At 39.1% G+C, this 19,960-nt stretch carries 19 protein-coding genes and 1 other annotated feature; of the genes, 6 read left to right on the top strand and 13 right to left on the bottom strand.

The features are described 5' to 3' along the window. Positions 1 to 135 precede the first annotated feature (135 nt). The 4 genes from mnmG to apf all read right to left on the bottom strand — a co-directional run bounded on the left by mnmG (position 136) and on the right by apf (position 4,518). Positions 136 to 2,049 carry a tRNA uridine-5-carboxymethylaminomethyl(34) synthesis enzyme MnmG gene (gene mnmG / locus E5S68_RS07930; RefSeq protein WP_135783045.1) on the bottom strand — a complete coding sequence of 638 codons (1,914 nt, stop codon included), beginning with the start codon at positions 2,047 to 2,049 and terminating at the stop codon, positions 136 to 138. An 8-nt stretch (positions 2,050 to 2,057) separates the two neighbouring features. Then, positions 2,058 to 2,513 (bottom strand): NUDIX hydrolase, encoded by a 456-nt coding sequence (locus tag E5S68_RS07935; RefSeq protein WP_135783046.1) that lies wholly within the window; start codon positions 2,511 to 2,513, stop codon positions 2,058 to 2,060. A gap of 137 nt (positions 2,514 to 2,650) precedes the next feature. Further along, on the bottom strand, positions 2,651 to 3,772 hold the full coding sequence (gene mnmA, locus E5S68_RS07940) for a tRNA 2-thiouridine(34) synthase MnmA (protein WP_009731911.1): 1,122 nt from the start codon (positions 3,770 to 3,772) through the stop codon (positions 2,651 to 2,653). Between the two features lie 203 nt (positions 3,773 to 3,975). Further along, the gene (apf, locus tag E5S68_RS07945) at positions 3,976 to 4,518 is read right to left on the bottom strand and encodes an aggregation-promoting factor (protein WP_135783047.1); all 543 of its coding nucleotides are present in this window, start codon (positions 4,516 to 4,518) and stop codon (positions 3,976 to 3,978) included. A gap of 228 nt (positions 4,519 to 4,746) precedes the next feature. Between apf and sdaAB the strand changes: the two genes are divergently transcribed. Genes sdaAB through E5S68_RS07960 form a run of 3 tightly spaced genes read left to right on the top strand, consistent with a single transcriptional unit; the run spans position 4,747 to position 6,930 of the window. Beyond that, positions 4,747 to 5,418 (top strand): L-serine ammonia-lyase, iron-sulfur-dependent subunit beta, encoded by a 672-nt coding sequence (sdaAB, locus tag E5S68_RS07950; RefSeq protein ID WP_023024775.1) that lies wholly within the window; start codon positions 4,747 to 4,749, stop codon positions 5,416 to 5,418. Between the two features lie 9 nt (positions 5,419 to 5,427). After that, the gene (gene sdaAA / locus E5S68_RS07955; RefSeq protein WP_135783048.1) at positions 5,428 to 6,300 is read left to right on the top strand and encodes an L-serine ammonia-lyase, iron-sulfur-dependent, subunit alpha; all 873 of its coding nucleotides are present in this window, start codon (positions 5,428 to 5,430) and stop codon (positions 6,298 to 6,300) included. A gap of 3 nt (positions 6,301 to 6,303) precedes the next feature. After that, complete coding sequence (locus E5S68_RS07960; protein ID WP_135783049.1) at positions 6,304 to 6,930, top strand: HAD-IA family hydrolase; 627 nt, start codon at positions 6,304 to 6,306, stop codon at positions 6,928 to 6,930. Positions 6,931 to 7,100: 170 nt separating this feature from the next. Here E5S68_RS07960 and E5S68_RS07965 read toward each other — a convergent pair whose 3' ends face one another. The 7 genes from E5S68_RS07965 to yfmF all read right to left on the bottom strand — a co-directional run bounded on the left by E5S68_RS07965 (position 7,101) and on the right by yfmF (position 13,520). Beyond that, positions 7,101 to 7,736: a LysM peptidoglycan-binding domain-containing protein gene (locus E5S68_RS07965; RefSeq protein ID WP_135783050.1), complete on the bottom strand. Its 636-nt coding sequence runs from the start codon at positions 7,734 to 7,736 to the stop codon at positions 7,101 to 7,103. 171 nt (positions 7,737 to 7,907) lie between these two features. Beyond that, positions 7,908 to 8,702: an energy-coupling factor transporter transmembrane component T family protein gene (locus E5S68_RS07970; RefSeq protein WP_135783051.1), complete on the bottom strand. Its 795-nt coding sequence runs from the start codon at positions 8,700 to 8,702 to the stop codon at positions 7,908 to 7,910. After that, entirely contained in the window at positions 8,695 to 9,537 is an 843-nt protein-coding gene (locus E5S68_RS07975; RefSeq protein ID WP_135783052.1) for an energy-coupling factor ABC transporter ATP-binding protein, read from the bottom strand. The genes E5S68_RS07970 and E5S68_RS07975 overlap by 8 nt, the downstream gene beginning before the upstream one ends. Then, the gene (locus tag E5S68_RS07980) at positions 9,522 to 10,349 is read right to left on the bottom strand and encodes an energy-coupling factor ABC transporter ATP-binding protein (protein WP_135783053.1); all 828 of its coding nucleotides are present in this window, start codon (positions 10,347 to 10,349) and stop codon (positions 9,522 to 9,524) included. Before E5S68_RS07980 ends, E5S68_RS07975 begins: the two co-directional genes overlap by 16 nt. Next, positions 10,350 to 10,889 (bottom strand): CDP-diacylglycerol--glycerol-3-phosphate 3-phosphatidyltransferase, encoded by a 540-nt coding sequence (pgsA, locus tag E5S68_RS07985; protein WP_135783054.1) that lies wholly within the window; start codon positions 10,887 to 10,889, stop codon positions 10,350 to 10,352. It abuts the gene before it with no gap. 97 nt (positions 10,890 to 10,986) lie between these two features. Then, a complete protein-coding gene (gene yfmH, locus E5S68_RS07990; RefSeq protein ID WP_135783055.1) occupies positions 10,987 to 12,273 on the bottom strand; it encodes an EF-P 5-aminopentanol modification-associated protein YfmH in 1,287 nt (428 codons plus the stop codon). After that, entirely contained in the window at positions 12,270 to 13,520 is a 1,251-nt protein-coding gene (gene yfmF, locus E5S68_RS07995) for an EF-P 5-aminopentanol modification-associated protein YfmF (RefSeq protein ID WP_135783056.1), read from the bottom strand. Before yfmF ends, yfmH begins: the two co-directional genes overlap by 4 nt. 152 nt (positions 13,521 to 13,672) lie before the next feature. On the opposite strand from yfmF, the gene yaaA reads away from it, so the two are divergent. Both yaaA and recF read left to right on the top strand, forming a co-directional pair. Beyond that, positions 13,673 to 14,038: a S4 domain-containing protein YaaA gene (gene yaaA, locus E5S68_RS08000; protein WP_135783057.1), complete on the top strand. Its 366-nt coding sequence runs from the start codon at positions 13,673 to 13,675 to the stop codon at positions 14,036 to 14,038. Position 14,039: 1 nt separating this feature from the next. Beyond that, positions 14,040 to 15,128: a DNA replication/repair protein RecF gene (gene recF / locus E5S68_RS08005; RefSeq protein WP_135783058.1), complete on the top strand. Its 1,089-nt coding sequence runs from the start codon at positions 14,040 to 14,042 to the stop codon at positions 15,126 to 15,128. Positions 15,129 to 15,209: 81 nt separating this feature from the next. Here recF and guaB read toward each other — a convergent pair whose 3' ends face one another. Next, positions 15,210 to 16,691 carry an IMP dehydrogenase gene (gene guaB / locus E5S68_RS08010; RefSeq protein ID WP_048691005.1) on the bottom strand — a complete coding sequence of 494 codons (1,482 nt, stop codon included), beginning with the start codon at positions 16,689 to 16,691 and terminating at the stop codon, positions 15,210 to 15,212. Between the two features lie 167 nt (positions 16,692 to 16,858). Further along, the gene (gene trpS, locus E5S68_RS08015; RefSeq protein WP_135783059.1) at positions 16,859 to 17,884 is read right to left on the bottom strand and encodes a tryptophan--tRNA ligase; all 1,026 of its coding nucleotides are present in this window, start codon (positions 17,882 to 17,884) and stop codon (positions 16,859 to 16,861) included. Positions 17,885 to 17,935: 51 nt separating this feature from the next. Continuing rightward, positions 17,936 to 18,161: a binding site (T-box leader), on the bottom strand. 143 nt (positions 18,162 to 18,304) lie between these two features. On the opposite strand from trpS, the gene E5S68_RS08020 reads away from it, so the two are divergent. Further along, a complete protein-coding gene (locus E5S68_RS08020; protein ID WP_135783060.1) occupies positions 18,305 to 19,927 on the top strand; it encodes an ATP-binding cassette domain-containing protein in 1,623 nt (540 codons plus the stop codon). Positions 19,928 to 19,960: the final 33 nt, after the last annotated feature.

Consider the following 19,960-nt stretch of genomic DNA (forward strand, 5'->3'; position numbering starts at 1 on the left):
GACTGTGTAAACTATATTGACACAACTGTAAACAATAAAGAAGAGTCTAACATTCTCTCTCAAAAATACTCCTGTATAGAATAAAAAGTGACGGAGGTGTCACTTTTTATCACTTGTTTGTTAGTACTAGTGTCATCAAGATTCTTTTTCTTGATTCTTCGAAATACTCCGGCTCTTCCCTTCAAGATAGACCATCAAGATAGAAATATCAGCTGGGTTGACACCCGAAATCCGACTAGCTTGACCGATGGTTTCTGGATTAATCAATTTAAACTTTTGACGAGCTTCGGTTGCGATAGAGTCAATGTCATCCCAGTCAATGTTGGCAGGAATTCGTTTTTCCTCCATTCGTTTCATTTTTTCAACCTGATCTAAAGCTTTTGAGATATAGCCCTCGTACTTAATTTCTGTTTCAATCAGCTCGATAATCTTATCATCTAACTCTTCAGTAGCTGGTCCGATAAAGTTAACAACATCTTGATAAGATACTTCTGGTCTCCTCAAGAATTCTTTGGCTGTGACAGCATCTGTCAATGGTTTAAAGCCTAGCGCTGCAACCTTCTCGTTCGTTTCCTTTACAGGTTTTAGCTTGATACTGTCAAGGCGCTTCATTTCATTTTCAAACTGATACTTCTTGGTTTCAAAACGTGCCCAACGTTCGTCGTCAACTAGACCAACCTCGCGACCGATTTCTGTCAAACGCATATCTGCATTATCATGACGAAGAATCAAACGATATTCAGCACGACTTGTTAACAAACGATAGGGCTCAACTGTCCCTTTGGTTACCAAGTCATCAATCATGACTCCAATATAACCATCACTACGTTTCAAGATGAGCTCTGGTTTTCCTTGAATTTTTAGGGCAGCATTAATCCCTGCCACAATTCCTTGGCCAGCTGCTTCCTCATAGCCAGATGTTCCATTGGTTTGGCCTGCTGTAAAGAGACCTGAAATTTTCTTGGTTTCTAAAGTTGCCCGCAATTGATGTGGAAGAACCATATCATACTCAATCGCATAACCCGTTCGCATCATCTCAGCATTTTCCAATCCCTTAATAGAATGGACAAGATCTCGTTGCACATCCTCTGGTAAACTGGTTGATAAGCCTTGGACATAGACTTCTTCTGTATTGCGTCCTTCTGGTTCAAGGAAAAGCTGATGACGTTCCTTGTCAGCAAAGCGAACAATCTTATCTTCAATAGATGGACAATAACGAGGGCCAACACCCTTTACAACACCTGTAAACATAGGGGCCCGATGTAAATTGCTGTTGATGATCTCGTGACTTTGACTATTGGTATAGGTTAGCCAACAAGGGATTTGATCCTTTAAATAATCCTCGTCACGCGAATTGTAAGAAAAGTGATTTGGATTTTCATCACCAGGTTGAATTTCCGTTTCTTCATAATTGATTGACGATGCCTTTACACGTGGTGGCGTACCCGTTTTGAAACGACCAATTTCAAGTCCTAGATTTTTGAGATTGTCAGCCAAATTAATAGAAGCAAGGCTATGGTTTGGGCCAGATGAATACTTGAGATCCCCAATGATGATTTCTCCACGTAAAGCTGTTCCAGTCGTGACAATAACAGCCTTGGCCCCATATTCTTGGTGGGTCGCAGTTCGAACACCAATAACCTTCCCATCTTCTACCAAAATTTCATCAATCATGGTTTGGCGAAGGGTCAAGTTTTCTTGGTTCTCAACTGTCTTACGCATTTCCTTAGAGTAGAGCTCTTTATCTGCTTGAGCGCGAAGCGCACGAACCGCTGGTCCCTTTCCTGTATTCAACATCTTCATCTGAATATAGGATTTATCAATATTTTTGGCCATCTCTCCACCGAGAGCATCTACCTCACGTACCACAATCCCTTTTGCAGAACCACCAATCGAAGGATTACATGGCAAAAATGCCAACATTTCGATATTGATGGTTGCAAGTAAAACTTTACAACCCATCCGGCTCGCAGCAAGGGAGGCTTCTACCCCAGCATGCCCCGCTCCGATTACAATAATATCGTATTCTTCTATAAAATTATAAGTCATTTTTTCTCCTATTCTTTAAGATGGATGTGTCGTAATTGTCCGTCCCAATCTGGTAAGGCCGTTTTTAAAAATGCTGGCTTCAGATTAACAGTATGTAGATCATCTAAAGCAAGCCACCGACAAGGTAATGACTTCGCATCTTCTTGCATGGTTAACGGTGCATCTTCCAGCAAGTCCACCAAATAATGAAATTCAATGTTATGGTAGTGGATTCCAGCTTGTTCAAAGCGATTTTCAACAATGAAAGCTAACTGAACAGCTCTAGACGCGACACCCAGTTCTTCTTTTACTTCTCGAACTACGGCATCTTCAGTAGCTTCATCCACTTGAATGGCACCTCCAATTGTATAAAAACCGTCTTCATCTTCTACGACTAACAAGCGATTGTCTTTTACAATCAAAGCAGTCGCTCTCACACCAAAAACTGTCTGATTCAACTTGGTCCGAAAATCCCGTTTTTGCATTTTACATCCTTTCGAAACGACACAAAAATAGTCAAAACTCTGAGAAGCGCAGGACAAAAAAGCCTGCAACATCCATGAGCTTTGACCATCACTTCTATTGCTTTTATTATTGTAGCAAATTGAGAATATTTGTCAATTTAAATATACTGACAAACTTTACCATCTCGGTAAGCATTGTCAATTAGTCCACCACCGAGACACTCTTCACCATCATAAAAGACAACAGCCTGACCTGGCGTAATGGCCCGTTGAGGTTCTGCAAAAATAACCTCAGCCTTGTCACCCTTGACATGAACCGTCACCTTGGAATCTGGCTGGCGATAGCGGAACTTAGCTGTACACTCCAGTGTAAACTCTTCTGGCATCTCTCGTGTAAAGTGAACTTGACTAGCTTGTAAACTTGTTGACATCAGCGCTTCATGATAGAAACCTTGACCGACATACAAAATATTTTGACTCAGATCTTTACCAACGACAAACCAAGGGGCATTGTCTCCACCTTGTTGACCACCAATTCCAAGACCACCCCGTTGACCGATCGTGTAATACATTAAACCGGCATGTTCGCCCATATCCCGTCCATCTACGGTCATCATTCGACCTGGTTGGGCAGGGAGGTAGTTACTTAGAAACTCTTTGAAATTCTTTTCTCCGATAAAGCAGATTCCAGTGGAATCTTTCTTTTTAGCTGTTGCTAATCCTGCCTCTTCTGCTAAACGACGAACCTCAGGCTTTTCCAAATGTCCCAATGGGAACATGGTTTTTTGAAGTTGTTCTTGTGACAACTGGCTTAGGAAATAAGTTTGATCCTTTCCATTGTCAACGCCGCGTAGCATATGGACAATGCCATCCTCATCACGCGCCACGCGTGCATAATGTCCTGTGGCTACATAATCGGCACCAAGTGTCATGGCATAATCTAAGAAGGCCTTAAATTTGATTTCTTTATTACACATGACATCCGGATTTGGTGTGCGGCCTGCACGGTATTCTGCAAGGAAGTATTCAAAGACGCGATCCCAGTATTCTTTCTCAAAGTTGACAGAATAGTAAGGAACGCCAATTTGGTCTGCAACTGCTGCTACATCTTTGTAATCTTCCGTAGCTGTACAGACGCCATTTTCGTCTGTGTCGTCCCAGTTTTTCATGAAGATGCCAATGACATCGTAGCCCTGTTGTTTTAACAACAAAGCCGTTACAGATGAATCGACACCGCCACTCATACCAACAACAACACGTGTTTTCGAGTTATCACTCATAGGTTTCTCCCATCTTTTCGTTTCTCACGATTGAAGGTCGTGGTTTGCTTCAACGATTGAAGGTCGTTTTGAGCATTATCAATTGTAACACGCTTTATAGTAGAAAACAAGCATCATGCCATTCTACTTATTGACTATTGTATCTAGACGTTTACAAATATGTAAATCAAAAAGAGTCCAATTGCTGAACTCTTTCATCTACTTTAATACCAACCATTGGCCAGCCAGAAGTTTTTAGCTGCCGACCATGAACCATAGCGGTTGACAACATATTGATTGGCTACTTTTTCCTGATTTGCTTCGGATAAATCACCGTTTAAATAAGAAAGGGATAACTGATAACGACCATAATATTGGCCATTTTGCGCTGTGTAACTGCCACTTGATTCTTTCTGGGCAATCCATTCTTTAGCCGCTGCATCTTCGGAACTCAAGCCATCTGAAGCAGATACCGTAGTTGTTGCTTGTGTAGTGTTAGCTTTACTAGTCGCAGCTTGCTCTGTAGTATTAGTTGTTGCCTTCTCATCTTCAATCTCTAAAACCTGACCAACTGTAATGAGATTTACATTGCTAATCTTATTTTTCTTAGCAATCGCATCAACCGTTGTATTCTTCTCTTTAGCAATAGCTGATAAGGTATCACCTGACTTTACAGTGTAAGATTCTGCACTGGCGAGGACGGGAATAAACATTCCTGATAATAAGCTCAGTCCGATAACACGTTTTACAGACATTTTTATATTCATAGTTTTACACTCCTTTTCTGTATGTTCTTTATCTTACAGAAGAAATGTTTCAGAAATTTTATGAAATCACGTCAAATATTTCAACAATATGTTAGTAAGAATAAAAAACCTCAAATAAACTAGTTTTAAGTATCTTTTAAGTTTAAAACAAAATTTCCCTCTTAAATAGAAGAAAACATGCCCTAGATTTGTTATAATGAAAGAAAAGAAACCCTAAGGAGCTGACTGATGAATTCGCTTAAATTCCAATCTGTATTTGATATTATTGGACCGGTTATGATTGGACCTTCTAGTAGCCATACTGCTGGAGCTGTTCGTATTGGAAAAATTGTCTCTTCAATTTTTGGAGAGGATCCAACAGAAGTTGAATTTCAGTTGTTTAATTCCTTTGCCAAAACCTATCGTGGTCACGGGACAGACTTGGCCCTTGTAGCTGGAATTTTAGGCATGGATACAGATGATCCAAGAATCCCAAATAGTCTTGAAATTGCACATGAAAGAGGAATTCGAATCGTCTGGTCCATTCAAAAGGAGAGCAATGCTCCTCATCCAAATACAACGACCATAACGGTGAAAAATGAGCACAAAACCATCTCCGTCACAGGAATTTCCATTGGTGGGGGAAACATACAAGTTACCGAGTTAAATGGCTTTGCAATTTCTCTAAACATGAATACCCCAACAATTATTATCGTTCACCAAGACGTTCCTGGGATGATCGCCCATGTCACAGAAGCCCTTTCTCGCTATGATATCAATATCGCTCAAATGAACGTTACCCGCGAAAAAGCCGGAGAAAAGGCTATTATGATCATTGAAGTAGATTCTCGAAATTGTGACGAAGCGATTGAGTTAATCCGTCAAATTCCTCATTTACACAATGTGAATTTCTTTCAATAAGGAGACCCCATGTTTTATTCAATTACCGAACTAGTTGAGCAAGCGACCCTCCACTATGAAGGAAATGTCGCAGAATTAATGATTGCAACTGAGTTTGAACTAACTGGTCGCGAGCGTGAAGAAGTTCTGACCCTTATGACTCGAAACCTCGAAGTCATGAAAGAATCCGTTCATCTTGGACTCAATGACCAACTTTCTCGAAGTGGCTTGACTGGAGGAGATGCTGCAAAACTAGATCGCTATATTCGATCTGGAAAAGCCCTCTCTGACTATACTGTCCTAACCGCTGCCAAAAATGCTATTGCTGTCAACGAACACAATGCAAAAATGGGCTTGGTCTGTGCTACTCCCACTGCTGGATCAGCTGGTTGCTTACCTGCTGTTCTTACTTCAGCGATTGAGAAACTACATTTAGATGAACACCAACAATTGGAGTTCTTATTGGCCGCAGGGGCCTTTGGTCTCGTTATTGCCAATAATGCATCTATTTCTGGAGCCGAAGGAGGCTGTCAAGCAGAGGTTGGGTCAGCATCTGCTATGAGCGCAGCAGCTTTAACTCTAGCAGCGGGAGGAAGTCCCTACCAAGCTAGTCAAGCCATTTGTTTCGTCATCAAAAACATGTTAGGATTGATTTGTGATCCCGTTGCAGGACTGGTGGAGGTTCCTTGTGTGAAACGAAATGCTATGGGAGCTAGCTATGCTTATATTGCAGCGGATATGGCTCTGGCAGGAATTGAATCCAAAATCCCTGTTGATGAAGTCATCGATGCTATGTATCAGGTCGGATCAAGCCTACCAACTGCCTTTAGAGAAACTGCTGAAGGCGGTCTAGCAGCTACTCCGACTGGAAAACGACTGCAACAAGAAATTTTTGGAGAGTAATCTATGAAGTATCTATGTTTCGACTTGGATGGAACCTTAGTCGATAGCGCAGAAGGAATTGAAACAACCTTTCTACATACTTTTAAACAACTAGGAGTTCCGGCTCCTGACAAAGAAACCCTTCGAACCTTTATCGGTCCACCCCTGGAAGTTACTTTTGCAAACCATGTCCCAAAGGAGCTACAGTCAAAAGCTGTCGAGCTCTATCGTACTTATTACAAAGAAACTGGCCAACAACAAACCTATCTCTACCCATCTATCAAAGAACTCCTTCATCAATTGAAGGGATTGGGTTATCACTTATTCATTACCACCTCTAAGAATCAGGAAGTGAGTCACGAAATAGCCCATTCACTAGGAATTAGTGATTACTTTGAGGGGATTTATGGTTCTATCCCAGGATCTATGCACAAGGCAGATATCATCCAACGGGTCATGACAGATTATCAGATCCCTCCAGCAGAGGCTTGTATTATTGGGGATACTAAGTTTGATATTATTGGTGGAAAAAACATTGGTATCCATACGATCGCAGTCAGTTGGGGGTTTGCACCTCTAGATCAATTAAAAGAGGAGACTCCTGACATCATCATAGACTCTCCCCTAGATTTACTCAGTCATTTAAGTTAATAAAAAAGGTTTACAAATTTGTAAACCTTTTTTACGTATGAAATCACGCATGGATAAGAGTAGCCATGCTTCAGCAAGGTTGACGAACACAGTTATTTTTCTTTACAAGTCTTTCCCATGCTTGTCAAGGTAAGAAACAAAATAAAAAGAGGGGAATCCCTCTTTTGTTTTTAATATCCCCAAGCTGAAAGTCCTTGGTTAGAATAGGCATTGTAAGCTGATTGGATTTGATCATCCACTGTAGCTGTTGATCCCCAACCTGGCATAGTTTGGAAAAGACCACTAGCACCTGAAGCATTTGCTGCATTTACTTGACCGTTCGATTCGCGAGCAATAATAGCTTCCCATGTTGAGGCTGGTACGCCAGTCAATTCTGCCATCCGAGCAGCTGCGTATGCTCCTGTTTCACCTGCTGTATTCCCATTAGCAAGAACAATCCCATTACTAGAAGTAACAGCTGGCGCTGCATTATATGTTGTATTTCCTGCTTGGACTTGTGCCGTTGTCGCTTGTGTCACCTGTGTTGCTTGTGCTTGACTAGCAGTAGCAGGTTTCACTGTATTAAGAAGTGAATTTGAACGTTCACCAAGCTCAATAATTTGACCAGCATGAATCAAGTCTTTATTGCTCAATTGGTTCAATTCAACAAGTTTTTGAACGGTTGTGTTATTTTCAATAGCAATCTGTGATAAAGTATCACCAGTTTTTACTTCATATGTTTCAGCATTCACTACGAAACTTGTAACAAAAAGTGATAGAGCTGATACGACAGAAGTCAATGTCCATTGGACTTTTTTTGTGTTCATCAATACATTCTCCTTTCGAACATAATACTATCTTACACATTAATTGTTACAGTTAGTTATAATTTATATTACAAAGATTACAAATGAATGTATTTTTGATGCAAAAAACGCTATAACTAGCGTTTTTTTATGATTTTTGACTAAAAAGACCCATTATATAGTGGTGCTATCCTAACTTTTTAGTATAAAAATAAGATATCCTACTAAAAACAAGAAACAAATAGCTAGACTATCTACAAGCTTCCATTTTAATTGGCGATAACGACTTCTTCCTTCTCCACCTTTGTACCCTCTTGCCTCCATAGCTATCGCAAGAGCATCCGCACGTTTAAGACTAGAAGCAAATAGTGGAATTAGAATAGGGATGAAGGATCGAATCTTCTGTAGTAGGTTCCCTTCTCCAAAATCTACTCCTCTAGCCCTCTGAGCATTCATTATTCTTTGCGTATCATCCATTAAAGTTGGAACGAAACGGAGACTCATCGAAAGCATGAGACCAATTTCATGAGCTGGAACTTTTATCAGTTTAAAGGGAGTTAAGAGCTTTTCCACCGCATCGGCTAAGCTTAATGGAGTAGTAGTCAGGGTTAAGATGGTAGAAAAGACAACAATAAGAATAAAGCGACAGAAAATTACTCCTGCTCTAACCAATCCTAGGTCCGTTATCTTAAAGAAATGAAATTGGAATAGGAGGGTCCCGTCAGTGCTTGCAAACAACTGAAAAAAGGTTGTAAAAGCTATGATAAAAACCATTGATTTAAAGCCATTAATAAAAAAACGAAGGGGGATTTTAGCAATGAAAATCAAACTGAATGCGAGTAGGAATAAAAGAATATTGGTCATACCATTATTAGCCCAAAAAAGGATATAAATCAACAAGAAGAGGCCCAATAATTTTGCTCTTGGATCCATACGATGAAGAACCGAGTTCCCTGGAACATATCTTCCTAAAATCATACTATTCATGTCCAATTAACTCCTTAAATTCCTCCAATGTAATCGGTAAAGTTGGAAAGGATAATCCTTTATTGCGCAAGCGCCAAGCAAATTTTGTTACTTTCGGTACACCCAATTGAATTTGTTCTAATCCTTCTACATCCTGAAATACTTCCTTTGGATGTCCAGACATCACAATCCGTCCTTTTTCCAAAACATATACAAAATTTGCATATTCCGCTACATCTTCCATAGAATGACTGACAAGAATGATGGTCATACCAGCACGATGAAGCGATGCAAACAACTTCATCAGTTCCCTTCTCCCAAGTGGATCTAATCCAGCCGTTGGCTCATCCAGTACCAAAATTTCAGGTTCCATCGCCAAAATACCTGCAATAGCAACCCGTCTCATTTGACCACCAGATAATTCAAAAGGGCTCCGTTCAAATAAATCTTCAGAGAGTCCAACTAGTTGCAATTTCTCCTTAGCAAGTCTCTCAGCAGACTCTTGGTCCACTCCAAAATTTTGTGGACCAAATGCAACATCTTTTACCACGGTTTCAGCAAAGAGTTGACTTTCTGGAAATTGAAAAACAAGGCCCACCTTTTTTCGAAGATTTTTTAACTCTTTTTGAGAAGACTCTGAACTAATGGACAAATCATTCATTTGGACTTCCCCGCGACTGGGTAAAAGAAGACCATTTAATAACTGGAGGATAGTCGATTTTCCACTTCCAGTATGTCCAATTAGAGCTGTATAAGAACCACTCGGTATTTCTATATTCACATCAAAAAGAGCGGCCCCCTCAAAGGGAGTGCCTTCTTGATAGGTGTAACTAAGCTGTTTTAAAGCAATTCCCATAATCGTTTTTCTAGCTCTCCTTCAGTCTGATAGGTTTCTCCAACTGGAAAACCTTTTTGATGTAACATGCTTCGTAATTGATTGGCAAAGGGTTCTTCTAATCCAATTTTTTCTAAGTCATCTCTGGAAAAGAGCTCTCTTGGAGTAACATCCAAGGTTGCTTTCCCTTTTTCAAATAAGATAACCCGGTCACTCAAGGATACTTCTTCTAAATCATGCGTAATAGAAATAACCGTTAATCCGTATCGTTCTTTGACTTCTCGAACCGTTCGAATCAGTTCCAAACGTCCTTCAGGATCCAACATACTAGTCGCTTCATCTAAAATAATGATTTTGGGTCGTAAGGCAATAATTCCTGCAATCGCCACCCGTTGCTTTTGTCCACCGGATAATCTAGCGGGTTCACGATCTTTAAACTCCTCCATGTGGACCATTTTTAGAGCATCGTGTACTCGTTGAACCATTTGATCTCTAGGAATCCCTTGGTTCTCCAACCCAAAGGCTACATCATCTTCTACTGTAGCCCCAACAAACTGGTTATCAGGATTCTGAAACACCATTCCAATTTCGCTTCGTTTATCCCAAACATTGTCAGACGTTAACAAATCTCCTGATATATAGATTTCACCAGCTTCTGGCTCTAACAGACCATCAATCAAGCGGACCACAGTTGATTTTCCGCTTCCATTGTGTCCAATAATAGATAACCATTCCCCTTGTTTCACGTGAAACGATGCCTCATTTAGCTGATAAACATCTTCTGATTTTTGGTATTTAAAAGAAAGGTTTCGAACTTCAATAATATTATTCATCTATCTAAAGGTATCTTTAAAGAGGTAGGCACTACCTTTGAAGTATTCATATCCAGAATAGATTGTAAAGATGAGTGCTACATATAGTGTTAGTTGTCCCAATAAATTCCAATGCAAGAGAAGGAAGATAATGGCAAACATTTGAGAAAAAGTTTTTATTTTTCCAGGCATAGCTGCTGGTAAAACAACTCCCCCTGTCTCCACTAATAATAAACGAAGACCAGTAACAGCTAATTCACGACAAATAATGACAGTTGCAATCCATCCTGACACCATTTTTAACTCAATCATCATGATAAAGGCAGACATAACTAACAGCTTATCGGCCATAGGATCTGCAAATTTACCAAAGTTACTGACTACTTGCCATTTACGAGCCAGGTAACCATCTAAGTAATCTGTAATACTGGCAACAGCAAAAACAATGGCTGCTACCACATGCCAAGCATAGCTTTTGCCAAACATTAATATGAGAATAAAAATAGGAATAAAAACAATACGAATAAATGTTAAAGCATTAGGAATATTTTCTTTTTTCATTCTAGTCTCCTTACTAGTTTACAATATAAGTTACAACTACTTGACAAGTAGTTTTGTTGATTTAAATCGAAAAAATAACAAAACAACTGTTATATAATCATTTAGGGAAAATGATGAAGTCCGTCATATCACAGGAGTTGACAAACTCTCTACCAATTTTGACAACATCCTGTAAAGAAATACTCTGTAAAATTTTTGGTAGATCAAAGAGATTTTCACCTGATTTAAGTGGATTAAATTGGGTCGCAATATATTCCAAAGAATTCAATCCATGGAGAAAGTCTCCAAACATTTCACTTTTAATCGTATCTAAATGTTCTTGTGTCACATCTGGATCCTTTTCGAAATTCTTAATAGCTGTTCGAAATTGATGAGAAATACTAACTGGTTCTATGGTATCCATCGTTAACATGACAAAGTGGAAAGAAGATTCAACTTCTACTTCCAGTGTCAAGGAGTTGTCAATCTTTCCAACTTCATAAAGAGATTGAAACCGTGTAGAGGTCCAGCCAAACATCATAGCAAAGAGTAATTTAATAATGATCTTATAACGATATTGAAAAGGGGAAGGAACTAAATTTCTACCTCGAATTCCAATCGCCAATTTTGGAGAAGCAACCTCCATCCGACTCGTTTCATTCTGAATCACAGGATGTAATATAACAGGCGAAATATTTGGCAAAGAATTCGAGGAAGTGACACTCTCAAAACCTTTAAAAACCTTGACAATATCGTCAAGATCAAATTTACCAACCACTACTAAATTCATATTTGACGGTTGGTAAAACAAATCAAAATTTTCCTGTAAAGAGGACTTTTCAATTTTGGAAAGAGAAGGAACGGATCCAGCAATATCTTGTGATAGAGGAGTATTGGGGTATAAGTTAGCAAGTGCTCTAAAAAACAATTGATAATCAGGATTATCTTGGTACATCTCAATTTCTTGCTGAATTATCAAGCGTTCCTTTTCAAGTGAACCTTCAGAAAGATGAAGGGTTTGAACCATTTCTAACAATAATCTGAGATTTTCAGATACATTCGAGGTCGTCGAAAATAGATAACTCGTCTGTGTAAAGCTAGTAAAAGCATTACTTTCCGAACCTAAACGAACAAAGTGCTGTAAATAATCCTTCCCATCCTTATCCTCAAATAATTTGTGTTCCAAAAAATGAGCGATTCCAGCTGGGTATTCCTTTTTATCTTTCGAAGGACCGATTGTAAAGCAGGTGTCAACCGATCCAAATTTCGTAGAAATCATTGCATACGTTTCATTGAAATCATCTTTTGGAATTAGATAAAGTTTTAACCCATTTTGTAAAGTTGTTTGATAAACAGATTCTCCTACAGCAGGGTATTCTTTTTTTTCTAATCTTGTACTACTCATTCTCTTCCTTCCATAAAGTATACCGACTGCAACTTAAGGGATTTCGCAACCGTCGTCATCTCTTCCTTTGTCACTTCTTCAATTGCTTGAATCCAGTCCTCAATTGACAAGAATTGTTTCCCTAATACAGTTTGTAAATAGGCTCTCTCAAGTAAGGTACCTGGTCGATCTTGGGACAACTTAGCAGCATTAATAATCATTTCCTTTGTCAAGTTTATTTCTTCAGTTGTAAACTTACCTCTTTTGAGATCGTTAATTTGTCTACTCATTAAGGTCATCGTTCGAGTTCGATTTTTTCGATCAATGCCCGCATAGATTCGCAAAAAATTTGAAAAAATATCAAAATGACTCGAAATCGTATAAGCCAATCCCTCTTTTTCTCGAATAGTAGTAAACAATTTAGAGTGAGAGAAAGCACCAAGTAATCCATTGAGAACAATCAGAGCAAAATGTTCCCTCTCTCCATAGCGAACTGGAAAATGATAGCCTAATTCCAAAATTGATTGGTGGATGTCTCTTTGTTCCAACCCCTCTCTGACAACATTTGAAAAGGGCTGTTGATAAAATAAATTGACATCTAATTGACGAGGTTGTAAATGAAGTTTCTCTAATTTCTCAATCACTGCTAGTTCGTTGAAATCACCCATAAAGAAAAAATCAATTCGATCTGACTTTAACATATCTTGTAAAGCTTGATAAGCTGTTGCTTCATCCTCATCTTTTATATGCTCAACACTCGCATATTTACTTAATTTCATATCTGCTTGATCATAAAACAAATGATTCAATTGCTGATGGGCATAATAGAAGTGATTTTCAATCTCAGCCTCTAGTTCAGTGATTAGATTTTTTTTCTCTACCGAGAAGGTCTCTGAGTCAAAACGATCATTTTCAGCAAGAGGGGCATTCAATGATACCTTAAGTAACTCCAACATTTGGTCTGTTAACACATTTTTCTTACTTAAAAAGGCATCCCGAACATAGGACAGATGAATGTCAATATAATGCATTTGTCCCCGTTTTGAAACAGATGTTGAAAAATTAGCTCCATATAAGTTAGCCAATTGTTCTCTAAATTGTTGAGAAGTGGGGTATAGTTGATTAGCTGTTTCAATCATTCTCGAAGCTAAAACACGACCAGCCATCGTTTTCTCAGACAGTGGAGCAGAGAAACGAACTTTAATTTGGTTGGTCTTGAATTTTCCTGATTTAATAAAATGGATGTTGACACCAGTAACTAATTCCATTATCATCCTCATTCTAACTAATATTACTCTTCATTATATCATGAAATCCCCCCAAAATCTTTCCTAGACTGATTAAAAAACGTTTACAGTCTATCCCATCGATCCCATTTTTTGAGGGTTTTATGATATAATAGCTATCATTGAGGTGAACTATGAATTATAAATTATTTGATGAATTTATCACATTACAAGCCCTATTTAAAGAACTTGGAATCATCCATAGTGGAGGAGCTATTAAGACTTTTTTACTTGAAAATCAAGTAGTTGTAAATGATGAGCCTGAAGCAAGAAGAGGACGTAAATTACGAGTTGGAGATGAAATCAAAGTCATTGGTACTGAAGATGTTATAACGATTCTTCAACCTAGTCCTGAAGAAATCAAAGAACACCAAGCGGACAAACTAGAAAAAGAACGTGTTGCTCAATTGGTGAAGAAATTAAACCAAGAACAAAAAAAACATTCTAAAACCAAAAAAGAAGAGAATAAGCGGAAGCCTATTCGTTTCCCAGGAACATAATATGTGGCTTAAATCCATACATATTCAAAAATTTCGAAATTATAAAGAAGTAGATCTCCAATTCCACTCCGGTTTGAATATTTTCTTAGGCCAAAATGCTCAAGGCAAAACCAATCTCCTTGAGTCCATCTACTTTTTAGCCTTGACCCGTAGCCATCGTACCCGTTCTGATAAAGATTTAATTCATTTCCAACAGGAGCAATTTACCGTTTCTGGTATTTTAGAAAGAAAGACTGGTTCCCTACCTTTAGAAATTTCCTTATCTTCAAAAGGAAGAATCACTAAAGTGAACCACTTAAAACAAAGTAAGTTATCAACATATGTCGGCAACATGAATGTGGTTCTCTTTGCACCAGAGGATTTACAACTTGTAAAAGGTGCACCCGCTCTTCGTAGAAAGTTTATCGATATTGATTTAGGACAGATGAAACCTGTCTATCTATCCGATTTAACAGCCTATCATCACGTTTTAAAGCAACGCAACAGTTACTTGAAAACAGCGAATACAGTTGATCCCACCTTTTTGGATGTTTTAGATGAGCAATTGGCAGATTATGGTAGCCGGGTCTGCATCCATCGAAAAGATTTTCTTAAAAAATTAGAGGATTTTGGCCAGGAAAAACATTTTGAAATTTCCAATCAAACTGAAAAACTCACCATTCGGTATAATTCCTCTGTTCCTTTTCAAGATGAACAGACACTTCGCCCAACCTTTATCAAATTACTTCGAGAAAATCGGACAAAGGATCTCATCAAAAAAACAACCAGTGTCGGCCCTCACCGAGATGATATCAATTTTTATATCAATGAAATGAATGCTACCTTTGGAAGCCAAGGCCAGCACCGCAGTGTTGTTCTTTCGTTAAAACTTGCAGAGATTTCATTAATTGAATCCTTGACGAAGGAAAAGCCGATTTTACTCTTAGACGATGTAATGAGTGAACTTGACAATAATCGTCAACTACATTTACTAGAAGTTATCTCTCGTGACATCCAAACATTTATCACAACTACTACCTTAGATCACCTAAAAGACTTGCCTGAAGACTTAAAAGTCTTTAATATTCACTCAGGTCAAATTGACGAATAATTGACAGAGTTGTAAAATTAAGTTTACATATTTTTGACACAAAAATAGTGTGAAATCAGAGGATTTCACACTATTTCTTTTTTATTGAACGGAGTAGTTTGGTGCTTCGTTGGTAATTTGAACATCATGTGGATGGCTTTCTTTCAAACCTGCCCCGGACATTTCAACAAATTGCGCATTTTCATGCAATTCTTGAAGGTTGGCAGCTCCAACATAGCCCATACCAGAACGAATACCACCAATCATTTGGAAAACGATATCAGCTGCTGATCCTTTATAAGCAACCCGACCTTCGATTCCTTCTGGAACCAATTTGTTAGCTTCATTGACAGAACCTTGGAAGTAGCGGTCACTTGAACCTTTCTTCATTGCTGCAATAGATCCCATACCACGGTATGTCTTAAATTTACGACCTTGGAAAATTTCAGTTTCCCCTGGAGCTTCGTCTGTTCCGGCAAACATGGAACCAAGCATAACTGCATGACCACCCGCAGCCAAAGCTTTCACGATATCACCTGAATATTTGATACCACCATCCGCTATAATGGTTTTGCCATATTCACGCGCAACAGCAGCTGCATCATAAATCGCAGTAACTTGTGGAACCCCAACACCTGCAATCACACGAGTCGTACAGATAGAACCTGGCCCAATCCCAACCTTAACAACATCAACACCTGCATCATAGAGAGCACGCGCTCCCTCAGCTGTAGCAATATTACCTGCAATCAAGGTGCGATCTGGGAAATGAGCACGAATTTCAGCAATTTTACGAAGAACCCCTGCAGAATGACCATGGGCTGTATCGATGACAATGGCATCCGCACCAGCTTCAAATAATGCTTCCGCACGCTCAAAAGTGTCAGATGTAACTCCGACAGCACCTGCTACTAAAAGACGACCAAATTCGTCTTTAGCTGCATTTGGAAACTCAATAACTTTTTCGATATCTTTAATGGTAATCAAACCTGACAAACGACCATTCTCATCTACCAACGGCAATTTTTCAATGCGGTGTTCTTGGAGAATCCGTTCAGCGGTCTCTAAATCAGTACCGACTGGTGCAGTTACTAGATTCTCGCTAGTCATATGATTTGAAATTGGTTGATCATAATCAGAAATAAAACGTAAATCGCGGTTGGTCAAAATCCCAACTAGTTTACGATTTTCCAAGGTTTCAACCACAGGAACACCACTGATACGGTACCGTCCCATGAGTTCATCGGCTTCAGCAATGGTATGTTCAGGTGTTAAGAAAAATGGGTCAATGATAACGCCGTTTTCAGAGCGTTTTACTTTACGAACTTCATCTGCTTGTTGGGCAATGGACATATTTTTGTGAATAACCCCAAGTCCTCCAGCACGGGCAATGGCAATAGCCATTTGGCTTTCAGTGACTGTATCCATCGCAGCTGTGATGATTGGGATATTCAACACAAGGTTATCCGCCAATTTTGTACGAAGATCTGCATCGTTTGGTAATACATGACTTTCAGCTGGAATGAGCAATACATCATCGAAGGTATAACCTTTTTTCAAAAATTTAGTGTCCCAATTTGACATTCCCATTTTCCTCTTTTCTTTCTTTTTGAGCCAAGCTCGTCTTTTTTGATTGATAATATCATACCATTCTAAGATAATTTGTCAATCATTTGTACAATATTTCAAAAAGAGGTGTTGGTACCTCTTTTGAATCATTTATTTTATTGAATCATCTCAATATCAAGAACTTACTTGAAATAGTTTAATCCCATGGCAGACTTGACTTGATCAAGCGTTTCTGCTGCAACCGAACGGGCTACTTCACTACCTTTTTGAAGCATGTCATAGACTTGACCCATATCTTTAGCAAATTCAATCCGCCGTTCGCGAATAGGACCCAACTCTCTCTCAAGAATTTCTAAAAGATAGCGTTTGGTTTTAACATCCCCTAAACCACCCCGTTGGTAATGGTCTTTCATGTCTTGAATGGTCGCCTGATCTTCTTCTTTGCCAAAAACATCCAAATAATGGAAAACCATATTTCCTTCAATTTTTCCTGGATCTTCGACACGAATATGCTCAGGATCTGTATACATACTCATCACCTTTTTCTTCAAGGTGTCCATATCATCCGCTAAATAGATACCATTGCCAAGAGATTTGGACATTTTGGCATTCCCATCCAGACCAGGCAAACGACCCGCTGCCTCATTTTCTGGGAAAATTCCCTCTGGTTCAACCAAGACATCACAATGATAAGCATGGTTAAAAGAACGGACGATTTCACGTGTTTGCTCAATCATGGGCTTTTGGTCTGTCCCAACAGGTACCAGATTGGCTTTAAAGGCGGTAATATCTGCAGCTTGAGAAACAGGATACACCAAGAAACCAGATGGAATAGACTCACCGAACCCTTTTTGGGCAATTTCTGTCTTAACAGTTGGGTTGCGTTCCAAACGTGAAACAGAGACCAAATTCATGTAATACATGGTCAATTCCGCTAGCTCAGGGATTTGACTCTGAATAAAAATGGTTGATTTATTTGGATCTAATCCAGCTGCTAAATAGTCTAGAGCAACGTTTCCGATGGATTCCACAATAGTTTGTGGGTCTTTAGCATGATCCGTTAGGGCTTGTTGGTCAGCCAAAAAGACAAACATTTGATACTTGTCTTCGTTTTGCATAAGAACTCGATTCTTCAATGAACCGACATAGTGTCCAATATGGAGTTTCCCTGTCGGGCGATCTCCAGTTAAAATAATCGGCTTGGTCATTTTTCTTCCTCCCTGAAGTACAAAATAAAAGCCCACGCATAGCAAAAACTATGCGAGGGCGTCTGAGACACGGTGCCACCTCACTTAGAACAACATGTGCTGTTCCCTCTGACTCATCACAAATGAGCTGCACATAAGGCCTGCTAGCCGAATCTCTATTGGTTAAGATTCTATTTGAACATCAGTCCATTTCATTCTGTTTCGTTGCTTATTTTCAGCAACCATAAGCTCTCTAAAAAACGAATACAAATTACTCTTCTGATTGCTTTTCATTATATAATGACATCAAGGGAAAGTCAAGTTCTTCCCTCTTTTATCATCCATTATCATCTCCCTCAAATGCTTAAGGGTATTCATTGAAAAATCAAGCGTTTTCTAGTAAAATAGGCTTATATAGACAGAAAAAGAGGAGAAATATACGTGTTAACAGTTACAGACGTCTCACTACGTTTTAGTGATCGTAAACTTTTTGATGATGTCAACATCAAATTTACAGAAGGAAATACCTATGGTTTGATTGGGGCCAATGGTGCTGGAAAATCAACCTTTTTAAAAATCTTAGCAGGGGATATTGAACCAACAACTGGGCATATTTCGCTTGGCCCAGACGAACGTCTTTCTGTTCTTCGTCAAAATCACTTTGACTACGAAGATGAGCGTGCCATTGACGTCGTTATCATGGGAAATGAAAAACTTTATAGCATCATGAAGGAAAAAGATGCTATCTATATGAAGGAAGATTTTTCAGATGAAGACGGAGTCCGCGCAGCAGAGCTTGAAGGAGAATTCGCTGAACTAGGTGGTTGGGAAGCAGAAAGTGAAGCTTCACAACTCCTTCAAAATCTAAATATTCCCGAAGAGCTCCACTACCAAAATATGAGTGAACTAGCAAATGGAGATAAAGTGAAAGTCCTCCTAGCCAAAGCTCTTTTTGGTAAACCAGACGTCCTTCTTTTGGACGAGCCGACCAACGGTCTTGATATTCAATCCATTACCTGGTTAGAAGATTTCTTGATTGATTTTGAGAATACCGTTATCGTCGTATCCCACGACCGTCATTTCTTGAATAAAGTCTGTACTCACATGGCCGACCTAGACTTTGGAAAAATCAAACTCTATGTCGGTAACTACGATTTCTGGAAAGAATCATCTGAACTGGCTGCCAAGTTGTTAGCAGATCGGAATGCCAAAGCAGAAGAAAAAATCAAACAATTACAAGAATTTGTGGCTCGTTTCTCTGCCAATGCTTCAAAATCTAAACAGGCAACTTCACGTAAAAAGATGCTTGACAAGATTCAGTTAGAAGAAATTGTCCCATCTAGCCGAAAATACCCATTTATCAGCTTTAAAGCGGAACGAGAAATCGGGAATGATTTGTTGACAGTAGAGAACTTATCTGTAAAGATTGATGGTGAAACTATTCTTGACAACATCAGCTTCATCTTGCGTCCAGGTGACAAGACAGCTCTTATCGGACAAAACGACATCCAAACAACTGCCTTGATCCGCGCCATTATGGGTGAAATCGAATATGAAGGAACTGTCAAGTGGGGAGTTACAACTAGTCGCTCTTACTTACCAAAAGATAACTCAGCTGACTTTGCCGGAGGTGAAACTATTCTTGACTGGCTCCGTCAATTCGCAAGTAAAGAAGAAGACGACAATACTTTCCTTCGTGGATTCCTCGGACGAATGCTCTTTTCTGGAGACGAGGTTAACAAGCCTGTCAACGTCTTGTCAGGGGGAGAAAAGGTGCGCGTGATGCTTTCAAAACTCATGCTTTTGAAGTCAAACGTCCTTGTACTTGACGATCCTACAAATCACTTGGATTTGGAATCTATTTCAAGCTTGAACGATGGATTGAAAAACTTCAAAGAATCCATCATCTTTGCCAGTCACGACCATGAGTTTATTCAAACTCTTGCCAACCATATCATTGTTCTTTCAAAAAATGGTGTCATTGACCGGATCGATGAAACCTATGACGAATTCTTAGAAAACCAAGAAGTTCAAGCAAAAGTCAAAGAACTTTGGAAAGATTAAGAAACCGCTCCAAACAATTAAAAACCCTGAAAC

This window comes from Streptococcus rubneri, from assembly GCF_004785935.1.
Classification (GTDB): Bacteria; Bacillota; Bacilli; order Lactobacillales; family Streptococcaceae; genus Streptococcus; species Streptococcus rubneri.